9 protein-coding genes are annotated in these 14,795 nt (G+C 70.5%); 4 read left to right on the plus strand and 5 right to left on the minus strand.

The features are described from left to right. Window positions 1-154: 154 nt before the first annotated feature. On the plus strand, window positions 155-1,714 hold the full coding sequence (locus AC07DF_RS22720) for a DUF1996 domain-containing protein (protein ID WP_478974130.1): 1,560 nt from the start codon (window positions 155-157) through the stop codon (window positions 1,712-1,714). Window positions 1,715-1,823: 109 nt separating this feature from the next. Here the strand turns inward: AC07DF_RS22720 and AC07DF_RS22725 are convergent, their stop codons facing one another. After that, window positions 1,824-2,273, minus strand: coding sequence for a hypothetical protein (locus AC07DF_RS22725; protein ID WP_399019338.1), 450 nt, complete (start codon window positions 2,271-2,273; stop codon window positions 1,824-1,826). A 145-nt stretch (window positions 2,274-2,418) separates the two neighbouring features. On the opposite strand from AC07DF_RS22725, the gene AC07DF_RS22730 reads away from it, so the two are divergent. The 3 genes from AC07DF_RS22730 to AC07DF_RS22740 all read left to right on the plus strand — a co-directional run bounded on the left by AC07DF_RS22730 (window position 2,419) and on the right by AC07DF_RS22740 (window position 5,702). Continuing rightward, the gene (locus AC07DF_RS22730; RefSeq protein WP_478974133.1) at window positions 2,419-2,946 is read left to right on the plus strand and encodes a tetratricopeptide repeat protein; all 528 of its coding nucleotides are present in this window, start codon (window positions 2,419-2,421) and stop codon (window positions 2,944-2,946) included. A 48-nt stretch (window positions 2,947-2,994) separates the two neighbouring features. Further along, window positions 2,995-4,917, plus strand: a complete 1,923-nt coding sequence (locus AC07DF_RS22735; RefSeq protein WP_478974136.1) for a hypothetical protein — start codon at window positions 2,995-2,997, stop codon at window positions 4,915-4,917. Between the two features lie 95 nt (window positions 4,918-5,012). Continuing rightward, entirely contained in the window at window positions 5,013-5,702 is a 690-nt protein-coding gene (locus AC07DF_RS22740; protein ID WP_478974139.1) for a TetR/AcrR family transcriptional regulator, read from the plus strand. Between the two features lie 6 nt (window positions 5,703-5,708). Here the strand turns inward: AC07DF_RS22740 and AC07DF_RS22745 are convergent, their stop codons facing one another. The 4 genes from AC07DF_RS22745 to AC07DF_RS22760 form a co-directional block, all read right to left on the minus strand. Continuing rightward, the gene (locus AC07DF_RS22745) at window positions 5,709-6,065 is read right to left on the minus strand and encodes a 5-carboxymethyl-2-hydroxymuconate Delta-isomerase (protein ID WP_478974141.1); all 357 of its coding nucleotides are present in this window, start codon (window positions 6,063-6,065) and stop codon (window positions 5,709-5,711) included. Between the two features lie 41 nt (window positions 6,066-6,106). Next, entirely contained in the window at window positions 6,107-7,726 is a 1,620-nt protein-coding gene (locus AC07DF_RS22750; RefSeq protein WP_478974659.1) for a SpoIIE family protein phosphatase, read from the minus strand. Between the two features lie 74 nt (window positions 7,727-7,800). Continuing rightward, window positions 7,801-13,200 carry a pullulanase-type alpha-1,6-glucosidase gene (pulA, locus tag AC07DF_RS22755; protein WP_478974144.1) on the minus strand — a complete coding sequence of 1,800 codons (5,400 nt, stop codon included), beginning with the start codon at window positions 13,198-13,200 and terminating at the stop codon, window positions 7,801-7,803. A 163-nt stretch (window positions 13,201-13,363) separates the two neighbouring features. Continuing rightward, window positions 13,364-14,773 carry a glycoside hydrolase family 30 protein gene (locus tag AC07DF_RS22760; RefSeq protein ID WP_478974147.1) on the minus strand — a complete coding sequence of 470 codons (1,410 nt, stop codon included), beginning with the start codon at window positions 14,771-14,773 and terminating at the stop codon, window positions 13,364-13,366. Between the last annotated feature and the right edge of the window lie 22 nt (window positions 14,774-14,795).

Below are 14,795 nucleotides of genomic sequence, written 5' to 3' on the forward strand. Positions count from 1 at the left end.
TGTGCGGGGCTGTTGAGAACACAGAGCCCTCACGAATCTCGCATCAATTTCAGAGACATCTGAACACCCCTGGGACCACCTCCGTATGGAAGGGAGCCGCTTCACTCCTGTCGGGCGCCTCGATGCCCCCGAAAAAGGAAGTCAGAGGAGTTCCATGGGACGCAACACAAGAAAACGCCGGACGCCGATGGCCACCAAGGCCATAGCCGCATCGGCGGCCCTAGCGCTCGGTGGGGGCGGGCTGATCTGGGCAAACTTCTATGCCTCGGCGCATGAGGAGAACTCGGCGAACCAGACGAAGTCCGCGGGTGCGCAGGTCGCCACGATCCAGTGCCCGGACGTAGGACAGAGCCTGACCGACGTGCCGGACGGCGCGCGCCAGGGCGTGGACAAGGAGCTGGCGAACCTCGACAAGCAGATCAGCGAGGCCTACACCCGGCTCGCCTCCACGCGTCAGGCCCAGGCCGGTGACTCCGGCTTCGTCAACAACGCCATCCTCGGCCCGCTGAAGTCGAAGCGGACCGCCGCCATCGACCGGATCGGCATCAACATCAAGCGTGTCGGTGGCCAGGCTCCCGACAACCTCGCCCAGATGGCCGAGTGCCAGGGCATGGCCGCCGACGCGAACACCAACGACGGCCAGGCCGGTGGCGATCAGAACCAGGACGGCCAGAACCAGGACGGTCAGGACCAGAACCAGGACGGTCAGGACCAGAACCAGGACGGTCAGGACCAGGGACAGGACGGCGGCCAGGACCAGGGTCAGGGCGGCAACGGCGGCCAGGGCGGCAACGGCCCGGTAGCCGCGGACTTCATCAACATCGAGGACGTCCAGCCCAACTCCCGCAACCTGCCGAACGGTCTCGCGGCGAACGGTGACGGCGGCTCCACGGGCACCTTCACCACGCAGTGCGGCACCAACGAGAACGAGAACCGCAACTCGGACAACGTGATCGTGGCGCCCGGCGTGTCCAACGGTGCCCAGCACCAGCACGACTACGTCGGCAACCAGGCCAACAACGCCTTCGCGAGCGACGAGGACCTGGAGAACGGCGAGACGAGCTGCCAGAACCAGGGCGACAAGTCCACGTACTTCTGGCCGGTCATCCGGATCCAGGACGGTTCGGACGACATCGACGCGGGTCAGCCCGGCGGCGGCCAGGACGGCAACGTCGGCAAGATCGTCGAGCCCTCGCAGGCGGAGCTGAAGTTCGTGGGCAACCGCACGAGCGACGTCGTCGCCATGCCGAAGGCCCTGCGGATCATCACCGGTGACGCGAAGTCCTTCACCAACGGCCTGAACAACGCCAACACGTCCTGGACCTGCACGGGCTTCGAGGACCGTCAGGTGACGGACAAGTACCCGATCTGCCCCGACGGCAGCAGCATGGTCCGGCTGTCCAACTTCCAGAGCTGCTGGGACGGCCAGAACATCGACAGTGCCAACCACCGCACCCACGTGGACTTCGTGGAGGCGGACGGCAGCTGCTCGAACGGCTTCCAGGCCATTCCGCAGCTCCAGGTCCGCCTGGTCTACGACGTGCAGGCGCCGCAGATCCAGGACGGGCAGGTGCAGAACGCGTTCGCGGTCGACTCCTTCCCGGAGCAGCTGCACAAGCCGATCACCGACCACAACGACTTCATCAACTTCTTCGACGAGAACGTGATGAACGAGATGGTCCAGTGCATCAACAACGGCGAGAACTGCCAGTAGTGCTCGGGCAGTAGTACTCAGCCAGCAGAAAGCCGGCGGTGGGAATTCCCACCGCCGGCTTTCTCGTCTGTTCTGTCTGTCTTTTCTCGTCCGTCCGGGCCCGCGAGGCTCAGCCGTGGTGGCTGCTGCCACCGTCGTGACCGCCCTTGTTGTGGCTGCCGCCGGGGTTCATGTGCTCGGACCCCTCCTCCATGGTCCCGCCGAGGGTGCTCTGCAGCGCCGTGACCGTCTTCTGCTGGCCCACGGCGACCCATTTGCGGCCGACCAGGTAGTAGCCGCCGTAGTCCTTCGCGCCGTTCAGCCACTCGCGCTGGCCGCGGTCGGTGGAGAAGGTCGCGAGGACGTACTTCTCCTTGCCCTTCTTGCAGAGGGCCTGGCGGATGGTGTCGGCGTCGGTCTGCATGTTCGGCTTGCACTTGGCCTCGGCCGCGATGTGCTCCAGGCTGCCGGTCACCTCTTTCGGCACGGCCGCCTCGTCCTTGCCGCCGGATCCGCAGCCGGCCAGCGCCAGTATCGCCACCGCGCCGCTCAGCGCGAGCATCGGTCGGGTCACCCTCATCTGTTCCTCCGGTCCTTGTCACGGCACGGTCCGGACGCATGCCGCACGGAGCCCCGGCAAGGGCTCTCGCCTTCGATACGGCTGCGGAGCCCGTAGCACTCAAATTCCGCTGCCTCCGCAGGCGCCCCTGTGCGAGGGTGACCCGGTGAACCAGGACTGGGAAGATCGCGTAGCCGCTCTGTGGGCCCGTTTCGACGACTACGCCGAAGAGGAGGCTGACGAGGCGCGCTTCCGCGCCGAGGTCGACGCCCTCGTCGCCGAGTTGCCGGACGGCAGCCCGCTCGGGCCGTTCGAGCAGGCCTGCGCCTGGGACTCCACGGGCCGCTCGGACCGGGCGGTCCCGCTGTACCAGGAGGCGCTGCGGCGCGGTCTCGCCGAGGTCAGCCCCTACAAGGCCCGCCGGACCAAGATCCAGCTGGCCAGTTCGCTGCGGAACATCGGCCGAGCCGAGGAGGGCGTCGCGCTGCTGACGCCCGAGCTGCTCGCCCCGTCCGACGAGCTGGACGACCCGGTGCGTGCCTGTCTCGCTCTGTGCCTGTCCAGCCTGGGCCGGGACCGCGAGGCGTTGTCGTTGGCCCTCGGCGCCCTGGCCCCGCACCTGCCCCGCTACCAGCGGTCGATGGCGAACTACGCCCGGCTGCTCGTGGAGCCGGAGGAGCAGCCGCGGGCGTGACGCTCCGCGGTCAGGTGACCATCCGACCATTCGCTCGTTCTGCTGAACGTGCAGTCACAGGATGTCGCCCAGCGCCCCGCAGCCTCCTCCCCCGCCGGCCCGGTCGTCGACGTCGAGCAGGCGGAGGCCGCGCTCGTCGAGCACTACCCACGGCTCGTGCGGCTCGCCTATCTGGTGCTGCCACCGGGCCTGGGCCGCAGCAGGCGGGTCGTGACCGCACACGCCCTCACCCAGCGCGCACTCCCCCGCAACCGCACACCGGCACCGGTCATCCCGGCCCAGTCGACCGGCCGTGACGGCGACCCGGGCTACGCGCTGGTCCGCCTCCAGGTGCTGCGTACGGCGCTGGAGGCGGGGCTGCCGCTGCGGCGCAAGGCATGGCCCAAGCGGTCCCAGCTGCCGCCGCTGCTGCCGCAGGTGTGGGGCCTGAAGCTGTTCCCGCGGTCCGGCGGCGCCGACGAACTCGCTCTGGACCAGCGGCTGTCCACCCTGTCCGGGCCGGCCCGGGCCGCCTACGCGCTGCGCGGCCTGGAGCGGCTCACGGACGACGAGACGCGCGAGGTGCTCACGGCGGCGGGTGTCGCCGACGCGGACGGCGCGCTGCTGGAGGCCGGCGGGGTTCCCGCGCAGTACGGACTGCTCGACTCCCCCGAGTTCGACCCCTGCTCGCTCCAGGCACGCCCGACCGACCTGATGCGGCGCCGCCAGCACCTGAAGGCCGCGCTGGCCGCGGGGGCGGCGCTGCTGGTGTGCGGGGCGCTGCTCGGTCTGCCCGGCGAGGGCTGGGGCCCCGACGGCGCCGCCGCACCTCCGTACGCGCGCAATCCGGCCGCCCAGGCCGCCCTCGACCCGGCGAAGCTGACCCGGGTCGATCCCGCCGCGTGGCAGAGCTCGGCGCGCACCGACTTCTCCGTGTGGCCGGCCCGCGGCGGCCTCACCGGCGACTCGGCGCTGCTGCGCCGCGCCCTGGCCGTCTGGGCCCGCCCCGGTGAGAGCGTCCAGGTGTCGGCGACGCCCGGCACCCCCTCCGGCGGCCCGGCCGGACCGCCCCAGCTGCTGTACGCGGGGAAGGTCGACGCCGCGCGCGTGGTGATCCTCTACGACGGTCTGCGCATCGCCCGCTACGCCGAGCCCGAGGACGGCACACAGGGCGCCGCCCTCGACTTCGCCCGGGTCGACGGCGCCGGCCGGGCCGAGGCGAGCGCGGTGGTCCTGGGCCGGGCCGACGGCAACGTCCGCTATCTGACGGCCCCTTGGGTGTCGAAGGCGGGCGAGCGGGATCTGGTGAAGCCGGGCTCCGGGGCGATGGACCTCGCCCTCACCGACGGGGTGACCGCGCCGCTGGCCAGCCCGGCCCTCAGGTCCGGTCCGTGCACGTCGTGGAACGTGCTGCAACTGGCCGACGGCAAGCGGACCCGGCTGCTGAGCGACCTCGGCGAACTGGTCCCGGCCCGGCTCACCAGCGGCCCGCCCGGCTCACCGGGAGAGGCGTCCGGCGCGGCGGCGCTGCGCACCTGGCAGCCGTACGCCTGCTCGCTGGGCTCGGTGCGCTCGGCGGGCGTGCGGACCGTCAACGCCTGGGCGTTCAACGAGCAGCCGCTGCCGGACGCGAGCGGGTCGGCGGCGTGGGTGTGCACGCGGGCCGAGACCTGGCGGGGCGGCGGGGCGCGGGTGCTGGCGCAGTTCCACACACCGGGCGGGAAGTACGGGGCGGTGGCGGCTAAGGCCGAGAACGTCCCGGCGTGCGGGGCGCGTGACCCGCATGTGCTGGCCGGGGTGCTGTGGAAGTCGGAGGCGGGCACCTGGTACCTGCTGGCCGCGGGCAGCCGCCGGACCGAGTCGATCCGGGCGACGGGCGGGATCAGCGGGTCGGCGCGGGGCAGTCTGCTGACCGTGCCGGGCGAACAAGGGGCGCGGGCCGAGCTGAAGGGGACGCTGCGGGACGGGCGTTCGCTCGGCGGGCTGCGCTGACAGGACCGTTCTCGTGCCCGCCCGGTGCACTCGAGTGAACTTCCGCGATCGATCCGGTCCGTTCAAGGCTGGAATCGATCGGTAAAGTGTTCGGCATGACTACCGGGGTTCGCCGCAGATTGGGAGTCGAGGAGCGGCGGCAGCAGTTGATCGGCGTCGCCCTCGAACTGTTCAGCCGCCGCTCGCCCGACGAGGTCTCCATCGACGAGATAGCGTCGGCCGCGGGCATTTCGCGCCCGTTGGTCTATCACTACTTTCCCGGCAAACTCAGCCTGTACGAGGCGGCTTTGCAGCGGGCGGCGGACGATCTCGCGGCGCGGTTCGTGGAGCCGCACGAGGGTCCGCTGGGGGCGCGGCTGCATCGCGTGATGGGCCGCTACTTCGACTTCGTGGACGAGCACGGGCCGGGTTTCTCCGCCCTCATGCGCGGCGGACCCGCGGTCGGCTCCTCGACGACCAACGCGCTCGTCGACTCCGTGCGGCAGGCCGCGTATGTCCAGATTCTTTCGCACCTGGGCGTGACCGATCCGCCCGCGCGTCTGGAACTGGTCGTCCGGTCCTGGATCTCGCTCGCCGAGTCGACGGCGCTGATCTGGCTGGACGGCCGGCGCATCCCCCGGGAGGAGCTGGAGAGCCAGCTCGTGCAGGACTTCGCCGCGCTGGCCTCCGTGAGCGCCGCCTACGACGAGGAGATGGGCGCCCTGCTGGGCCGCATCTTCAAGGAGGAGCCGGCCGACGGCCCGTTCGCCGACTTGGCAGGCCGGCTCCTGACGCTGGCCACCTGAGCCCGCTCAGCCTTCGAATTTCCGGTAGGAGGCGTCCAGGTCGCGCACCTCGGCGGAGGCGTGCAGCACGATCCCGTCGGCGGTCTTCAGATACCTGCGCAGCAACTCCAGCGCGGCTTCGGTGAGCCGGGCCTTGGTGTCCTCGGTGCGGCCGGCGAGCAGCGCGATGTGGACGTGCACATGGGCGTGTCCCTCGGTGTCGGGTCCGACCACGATGTCCTCGGTGGGACGGAACCGGCTCTTGCACGCCGGCGGCTTGGCGGCCGCGATGTCGACGGTCGCCTCGTGCAGCGCCTTGGCGAATCCGGGCCGGTCGAAGCCGTCCGCGAGGTCGGCGGAATAGTCGATGGTGATCTGCGGCATCAGTACTCCTTCTGGGCGCGTGGCCGGGGCGACCAACGGGGTCACCCTAACCGCAGGGCCAGCATCGCGATGTCGTCCTCACGGTCGTGGCCGAAGCAGCCGAGGAGCACGTCGCAGAGGGTGTCCAGGCCGGTGGGGGCGTCGGCGGCGGCTGTGCGGAGCTGTTCCATGGAGGTCTCCAGGGGGATGCCGCGGGTCTCGATGAGGCCGTCGGTGACCATGAGCAGACGGTCGGCGGGGGTCAGGCGGTGCTCGGTCGCCGGGGGGCGTTCCAGGCCCAGGCCGAGCAGCGGACCGCACGCGTCGGCGTACTGCGCGCCGCCCCCGTCGCGCAGGATCAGCGGTGGGATGTGACCGGCGTTGGCGATCCGCACCCGGCCGCTGCCGGGGTCGACCAGGGCAAGGCACACGGTGGCCGTGATATCGGGGTGGTACCGCTGGAGCATCCGGTCGAGCCGCGCGGCCAGTACGACCGGGTCGCTCTCGTCCACGCAGTAGGCGCGCAGCGCGTGCCGTATCTCGACCATGACGGTGGCGGCGTCCAGCGAGTGCCCGACCACGTCCCCGACCGCGGTGAGCACCCCGTCGGCGGTGCGCAGGGCGGCGTAGAAGTCGCCGCCGATCTCGGTCTGCCGGGAGGCGGGCACATAGCGGACCTCGATGTCGACGCCGGGCAGATGGGGCAGCTTGTGCGGCCGGGGCAGGAAACTGCGCTGGAGGGTGAGGGCGACGTGCCGCTCCACCTGGTACAGCAGCAGCGGTTCGGCGGCCAGCGCGGCGGCCTGGGCGAGCCGGGCCAGCAGCCCGTCGTCCGCGGGGCCGGTGATCGCCGCGCGCCGTACGGGCGTGGCCAGGCACACGGCCGTGCGGCCGTCCTGGGCCGTCGCCACGGTCAGGAGGGCGTCCTCCTCGACGCCCGGCCGGAAGATCCCGGCCGGCCACAGCGGTGCGGGGACGACGGTGCTGTGCACTCCCGTACGGCCCTCCGCGAGCCGGCCGGCCAGGCGTGCCGCCGCCTGGTGCGCGCCGTTGTCCGCCGGGGCGGGGCGGCTTCGGGCCGTGCCCAGGTGGGGTTCGCCGTCCGGGGCGATGACGAACACCACGGCGGGCGAGCCGGTGAGGCGTGCGGTGCCGTCGGCGGCCGCAGTGGCGAGTTCCCGGGGGCAGCGCGCCGTCTGCACCGTGATGATGGCCTCGGACAGCAGGGTCAGCCGGTGGACGACGGTCTCGGCGCCCGCGGTGCGGCGCGCTCCGCGTACGGCGGCCCGGACGACGGCCTGGATCTCCTGCGGTTCGGCGGGCACGGTCAGATAGGCGTCGCCGCCCGCGTCCAGCCCTCGGCACCGGTCGCCGGGTGCGGTGGCGGCGGCCGAGAAGTGCACGACGGGCAGGGTGGCCATGGGCGGCAGGGCCCGGAGCCGCCGGCACAGCTCGTAGCCGCTCATGTCGGGCAGGCCCACGTCGACGAGGGCCACGTCGGGCAGAGTGCCGTCGCGGAGCCGGACGTCGAGTTCGACGAGCGCCTCGCCGCCGCTGGCGACGGGCACGACCTGGTGGCCGGCCCGGCTCAGCACCGCGCCCATGGCGTACCGGCTGGCCGCGACGTCGTCCACGACCAGCACGGTGGTGCCGGGGGTGTGCTGCGTGCCGTTGCCGTCCATCTCGAGGAGCACCTCGGGCCGTACCTGGGTGGGGCGGACCGTCGGTCGCGGCCCGCCTCACCCAACGTAGTGCGCTATTCGGCGGCCCGGGTGAAGACGGCGACCGTGCGCCCCGGAACGGCGAACGTGCCCGATTCAGCCGCGTAGGAGGACGACTTGACGGTAGGGTCCGCCCCCGCCGCCTGCACCGGGTGCAGTCGGTAGCCGGTTCCGGCGACCGCGGTGACCCGCTGTTCCTGCCGCTCGGGTGTGGCGTTGAAGACGACGACGAGATCGCCGAGCCGCATGGTGATCACGCCGGGGGTCTCGTCCTTGCCGGACAGCGGGAAGGAGAGCTTCGACTGCACCTGGCCCGCCGTGGAGAGGGAGAACGCCCGCTCCCCCGAACGGATCTTCAGCAGATCCTGGTACGCGGCCGAGGTGCCCTCGATCTGCTCGCAGCCGACCTCGATCGCGCTCAACAGGGGCTTGCCGTAAGGCCACTTGTCCTTGTTGTCGGCCGCCATGGGCAGGCCGCGGCCGAAGCCGTTGCCGTCGGCGCAGTTCCAGTGGACGGCGTTGAACCAGTCGCCGCTGTCGTAGGAGTTGCGGTCCAGGGACTTGGAGCGCAGCAGGTCGGTGCCCGCCTGGGAGAGGGCCGGGCCCTGGGAGAGGGTGGCCGTCGCCATGGCGAGGACCTGCATACGGGCGCGGTCGGACGCGCTCGTCGTGGCGGGCAGTTTGAAGGCGAGGGCGTCGAAGAGGGACTCGTTGTCGTGCGCGTCGGCGTAGGCGAGGGCGTCTCCTGGGGCGTCCGCGTAGCCGGCGGGCGCGCCGTTGTAGTCGACGTCGGCGCCGGTGACCTCCTTGCCGTCGGTGTCGGTGAAGCGGTAGCCGGCGAGGTTTCCGGAGAGCCCGACCTTGATGAGGTCCTGGTAGTGCAGCAGGCGCGCCTTCTGTTCGGCCGGAGTGCCGTTGTTCTCCGAGGAGTTGGGGTCGGTGTACAGGCCGGACGCGAAGCCCTGGACGCCGGGGTCCTCGTCGAAGGGGCCGCCGCCGCGCACGGCGTCGCGGGCGCGGTCGGAGAAGGTGGCGATGCCGGTGCCGGCCATGTTCTTCTGCGTGGCCTGCTCGAACCGGGCGTCGTCGGCGATCTCGCCGAAGTTCCAGCCCTCGCCGTAGAGGATGATCTTCTTGCCGTCGACGCCGTCCTTCTCCACGGTGAGCGCGTCGAGGGCCTCGCGGACCGCGAGGATGTTGGCCTTCGGGTGGTGGCCCATGAGGTCGAAGCGGAAGCCGTCGACCTTGTACTGCCTGGCCCAGGTGACGATCGAGTCGACGACGAGCTTGCCCATCATGGCGTTCTCGGTGGCCGTGTTGGCGCAACAGGTGCTGTTCGCGACCGAGCCGTCGGCGAGCAGCCGCTGGTAGTAGCCGGGCACGATCCGGTCGAGGACGCTCGTCCGCTCCTGGCCGCTCGCGGCGGTGTGGTTGTAGACGACGTCCATGACGACCCGCAGTCCGTCGTCGTTCAGGGCCTTCACCATCTTGCGGAACTCGACCGTGCGGGCCGTGCCGTCGGGATCGGTGGCGTAGGAGCCTTCGGGGACCGTGTAGTGGTACGGGTCGTAGCCCCAGTTGTAGGCGTCTTTCGCGGCGATCTTCCCGACGCACTCCTGTTGCTTGTCGGAGTCGGCCGGGTAGGAGGCGAGGTCGCAGTCGACGCTCGCCTGGTCGGCCTTGCGCTCCGGGACGGTGGCGATGTCGAAGGCGGGCAGCAGGTGGACGTACGAGGTGCCCGCCTTCGCCAGCTCGCGCAGGTGCTTGGAGCCGTCGCTGTCCTTGTCGGTGAAGGCGAGGTAGCTGCCGGGGTGCTTCGCCGTGCGGTCCTCGACGGAGAAGTCCCGGATGTGCAGCTCCTGGATCTGGGCGTCCCGGAGCGGTACGGCCTTGGGCTTGGTGTAGGCCGACCAGCCGGAGGGCTTGAGGGCCTTGTCGTCCAGGTCGACGACGAGGCTGCGCTCCGAGTCGGCGGTGAGGGCCAGGGAGTAGGGGTCGGTGACCTTGTTGGTGACGACCTTGCGGACGCCGGGGGCCCAGACCTCGACGACGTACCGGTAGGGCTTGCCCTTCCAGGACTTCGGGCCGGTGACGGACCAGACGCCGGTGGTGGCGTCGCGTTTCATCGGCACGGTGGCGTCGCCGATCTCCAGTGACACCTGTTGCGCGGTCGGTGCCCAGACGGAGAGCGTGGGGCGGCCCCGGGAGAACGTCGGCCCCAGGTCGGCCTTCGTGGCGTCGTACAGGTCGTCGAGGACACCGGCGATCTGGACGCCGGTCGCCGCGAGCACGGCACCGTTCGCGGCGTGCCGCGTGGCGACGACCTGGCCGCGCAGGGCCTCGCGGACCCGGTCGCGGTCGCGCGGGTCGACGGTCCAGGCGTCGTACGCCTTCAGGTGCGGGAACCTGGCCTTCTGGGCGTCGGTGAGTTCGGTCTTCGACAGGCGCAGCCACTTGGCGTCACCGGTCAGGGCGCCGTCCTTGACGACGATCGAGCCGTCGCGGGCGTAGAGCAGCTGGGTGGAGGCGGCCGCGTCGGAGCCGTTCCAGGCGAGGGTGTTCCGGTCGATCCAGACCGCCTTGGACGTGGTCAGGTCGAGCGCGGCCGCCGCACCGGCCGGCTGCGGGAGCAGGTACTTCTCCTGGCCGCTCAACAGCCACACCTCGTGGCCGCTCGCCTTGAGGTCCAGTGACTGGTCGGAGGGCAGGTCCTTCTCGTCGCCCTTGTGGAGGATGTAGCTGAGGCTGGTGGCACCGTCGGTGAGCGGTACCTCGAAGACCGCACCATAGGTATCAGTCTTGACCGGCTCGAGGGGGTTCGACCAGTCGGTGGGGTTCGCGGCGCCGGTCCAGACGTGCAGGCCCCAGCCGTCGTAGTTCCCGTCGGCGCGATGGTAGTGCAGGACGGCCTTGGTCCTGTCCGGGGCCGGGTAGTCGGCGGCCGGCTTCTCCGTGCGGACGGTCTCCTCGCCCTGCTCGATCCAGACCTCGCCGGTCTTCGTGACGTCGATCGTGCGGTCGGCTGAGACGTCCTTGTCGCCGTCCTTGTCGATGACGAGGAAGTTGACGGTCGAGGCGCCGGGCTTGAGCTTGACGTAGGCGAAGGCGCCGTAGGCGTCACGGCCGGTGAAGGGGTGGCTGGCGGGCCATTGAGTGGCCTCGCCGTCGGCGAGGTCGCCCCAGGCGTACAGGCCCCAGTCGGCGTAGTTCCCGTCGGCGCGCTTGTAGTGGACGATCGCGTGGTCACGGGAGGAGGCGCTGGGCGGTTCCTCGACGGGCGGGGTGCCGGTGGTGGAGGCGGCCAGGGCGCTCGCGGTGCGGCCGGCCGAGTCGACCACGACCGCCTTGTAGCGCAGGGCGGTGCCGGGCGGTACGTCCTTGGCGACGGTGTGTGTGACCTTGTACGGGGCGTGGTCGGCGGAGCCGAGGGTCTCCCACTTGCCGTTGCCGGTCTGGGCAGCGAAGACGACCCGGTTGAGCCGGCCCCCGTCGACGCCAGCGGAGAGTTCCACGGTGCCGGTGGCGCCGGCCGCCGGGGCCTTCAGGGTGATCGTCGGCTCGGTGGCGGGCGGGGCGAGCTTGCCGGCCGCCTTGAGGACGATCGCCGAGCCGGCCGGGACGGTGACGGTGAGCTTCTTGTCGCCGTCGCTCCTCAGGGAGGCGTCGGTGCCGTAGACGCCCTTGAAGGCCATGTCGGCCGAGCCGGTGGCGAAGGTCGCGGTCTGCTTGCCGGCGGCGTTGTTGAAGGCGACGACGTACTCGGTGCCGGTGCGCGCGTCCGTACGGGAGAAGGCGTACACCCCCGGGCCGTCGGCCGCGTAGCGCTCCTGCTGGACGCCGTCGGTGAGGGCCGGGTTGGCCTTGCGGAGCTTCGCGAGAGCACTGATCTGGCGGTAGAGCGGTGCTCTCGTGTCGTAGGCGTCCTCGGCGTGGGTGCGGTCGGTGCCGATCTGCTCGTCGTCGAGGTAGTCGGCGGTGCGCGAGGCGAACATGCTCTGCCGGGCGTCCTTGTCGCCTCCCGCGCCCGTGAAGCCCTGCTCGTCGCCGTAGTACACGACGGGGTTGCCGCGGCTGAGGAACATCAGCTCGTTGGCGAGCCGGTCCTTGGCGAGGATTTGGTCGTCGGTGGCCTTGGGGTTGTCCTGCTTGAGGAAGGTCCCGATCCGGCCCATGTCGTGGTTGCCGAGGAAGGTGACCTGCTCGTACGCGTTCGCTTTGCCGGTCGTGTACTTGTAGTCGTCGCCGAAGACGCCCGCGAGCTTCCGCGCGCTGCCGCCCTGCGAGGCGTACTGGCGGGCCGCCTCCTGGAAGGGGAAGTCCAGCGTGGCGTCGAGGCGGCCCTGGGTGACGTACGGGGAGGTGACGGCGGTGTCGGCCGAGTACACCTCGCCGAACATGAAGAAGTCGTCGCGGCCCTGCTTGGCGGCGTACGCGTCCAGGGCGGTGGCCCACTGGGTCCAGAACTCCATGTTGACGTGCTTCACGGTGTCGATCCGGAAGCCGTCGATGTCGAAGTCCCGCACCCAGCGCTGGTAGATCCGCTCCATGCCCTCGACGACCTCGGGCCGCTCTGTCCACAGGTCGTCTAGCCCGGAGAAGTCGCCGTGGGTGGAACTCTCACCGGCGAAGGTGGAGTCGCCCCGGTTGTGGTACATCGTCGGGTCGTTGAGCCACGACGGGACCTTGTTGTTCTTGACGACCTTGGGTGTGCGTGGGAAGGAGTCGCGGTCGACCTCGGGGAAATCCCGCCGCCCGTCCGCGTAGTCCGCGTCGTCGAAGGGCTCGCCGTCCTTCGTCAGGTACGGGAAGGCGCCCTTGGAGAGGTAGTCGTACGACTTCTCCTCGTAGTCGACGACATCGGCCGTGTGGTTGGTGATGACGTCGAAGAAGACCTTCATGCCCTTGGCGTGGGCCTTGTCGATGAGGGTCTCGAGGTCCTTGTTGGTGCCGAAGTGCGGGTCGACCTGGGTGAAGTCAGTGATCCAGTAACCGTGGTAGCCGGCGGAGGCGTTCGCTCCCGTCCCCTGTACGGGCTGGTTCTTGAAGATCGGGGCCATCCACAGGGCGGTGGTGCCCAGGCCCTTGATGTAGTCGAGCCGCTTGGTCAGGCCCTTGAGGTCGCCGCCCTGGTAGAAGCCCTTGTCGGTGGGGTCGTAGCCGGTGGACAGGCGGGAGCCGGTCAGGCCGCCCTTGTCGTTGCGCGGGTCGCCGTTGGCGAAGCGGTCCGGCAGGACGAAGTAGAACTGCTCACGGGTCGCGTCGTGCCGGGCGGGCTCGGCGGCGAGCTTCGCGTCGGACGGGGGCGCCGGCGGGGTGGCCGCTCCGGCGGCGAGAGGCTGGACGAGTGCTGCGGCCAGCGCGGTGGCGGTGACCGCAGCGACCCGTCCGGCACGGGAGGTTCGGCGCCTTGAGGGCGCACGCCATCTCGGTATCACTGACGTGGACTCCTTGCGATTGCGGCTCTCACGGGTCCGACCCCGGCGTGACCGTATCGCCGCCGAAACACTTACAGCAAGAGTCCTGAAACTGTTGGAAAGAAATTTCAGCAGGGCCGTCAGCAGGTCGAGTTGGCCCGCGTCAGGCGCATCGCGTCTCCTATCACTTGATGGTGTAGGTGACGAGCGAGCGAGCCGGAACGGTGGCCTTCAGCGAGCCGCCGGTGACCGGCACGGCCGGCTGCCGGGCTGTGCTCTGGGAGCCGTTGGTCAGGTACGGGGTCGCCGTTCCGGTGGTGAACCCGATGTTCTGGAGGCCGAAGGACACCGGGGTGGCACTGGACGCCGCGTTGAGCGCCACGACCGTGACCGTGCCGTCGGTGTTGCGGAACGCCGACAGTCTGAGGTTGCCGTCGGAGGTGGCGGCGCCGATGCGGGTGGCCCCGGGCCGGATGAAGCGGCTGTAGTTCGCGAGGGCCCACAGGCGCTTGGAGACGTGGTAGTTCGCGCCGTCCATCTGGATCAGCCCACGGGTGGCGCCGGTCGAGGCGCCGTACCAGTACACGTAGCCGCTGGTGTTGCCCTTGGTCAGGGCGTCGTGCACGGCGGAGGCGACGGTGAAACCGTCATAGCCGCTGCCGTCGTCCCAGGCCTCGTTCCAGGTGGTGCCGTCGGGCGACCACTCCGACATCCAGGTCCGCTTGCCGGTCGGCAGCGGCCCGTCGATCTTGCTGGCGTACGTGTGGCCGGCGTGGGTGTCGACGAAGCCGCGGGCCGTAGCGTCGGCCTCGATGGCGCTGGTGTAGTTCTTCTGCTGGTTCCAGCCGAAGGAGTCGCAGCAGACGACCTGGTAGCCGCCCGCCCTCGCCACCGGTCCGAAGACCTTGGTGAACTCGACCGCCTGGGCGGGCGTGAGCCGCATGGAGTCGTAGGTGGCCGTCCAGTCGGGCTCGTTGGTGAACCCGAGGTCGTTGATCCTGATGCCCTCCCGTGCGTAGAACTTGGCGTACTGGACCAGGAAGTTCGCGTACGCCTTGCGCCAGTCGCCACTCGCGCAGCTCGCGCCCGCGAGGCCGCACAGGGTGCCGCCGTTCGCGTCGGTGCCGTTGGTCTTCATGTATCCGGGGGCTGTCCAGGCGTCGGCGTAGAAGCGGTTCACGCCGTACGCCTTGGCCTGCTGGGCGAGCCAGACCTGGCCCTTGTCGTTGCGGTCCCACACGTACTTGGGGGTCGCGTTCGGCCCGCCGGGGTCGGTCGGCTGGATACCCGAGTCGATGCCGAGCCGCAGGATGCTCAGCCCGACGCCGGTGCTGCGGCTGAACAGCAGGTCGAGGATCTCGCGTTGGCGCTGGGCGGGCAGACCCTGCGAGCCGCGCATGATCTCGGCCCGGCCGAAGTGCTCGGAGATGCCGAAGCCGTCGATGGGCTGGTGCCGGGTGGACCCGTCGATGGTGGCGGTGGCGTCCGTCCTGGTGGGTGCCGCCTCGGCGGTGACTCCGGCGGTCGCGAGCAGCACCGCTAGGGAGGTGACCGTCCACGTTCTGAGCCTGCGCAGCGTGATCCGTCCCGTCATGGGAGCGCTCCCAGTGGTATGA

The sequence above is a fragment of the Streptomyces sp. NPDC044719 genome, from assembly GCF_056433405.1.

What these genes read in the sequence shown, in the direction of transcription:
- AC07DF_RS22720 (WP_478974130.1), top strand. Translation starts at nt 155, where the DNA reads ATGGGACGCAACACAAGAAAACGCCGGACGCCGATGGCCACCAAGGCC.
- AC07DF_RS22725 (WP_399019338.1), bottom strand. Translation starts at nt 2,273, where the DNA reads ATGAGGGTGACCCGACCGATGCTCGCGCTGAGCGGCGCGGTGGCGATA.
- AC07DF_RS22740 (WP_478974139.1), top strand. Translation starts at nt 5,013, where the DNA reads ATGACTACCGGGGTTCGCCGCAGATTGGGAGTCGAGGAGCGGCGGCAG.
- AC07DF_RS22745 (WP_478974141.1), bottom strand. Translation starts at nt 6,065, where the DNA reads ATGCCGCAGATCACCATCGACTATTCCGCCGACCTCGCGGACGGCTTC.
- AC07DF_RS22750 (WP_478974659.1), bottom strand. Translation starts at nt 7,726, where the DNA reads ATGGACGGCAACGGCACGCAGCACACCCCCGGCACCACCGTGCTGGTC.
- AC07DF_RS22760 (WP_478974147.1), bottom strand. Translation starts at nt 14,773, where the DNA reads ATGACGGGACGGATCACGCTGCGCAGGCTCAGAACGTGGACGGTCACC.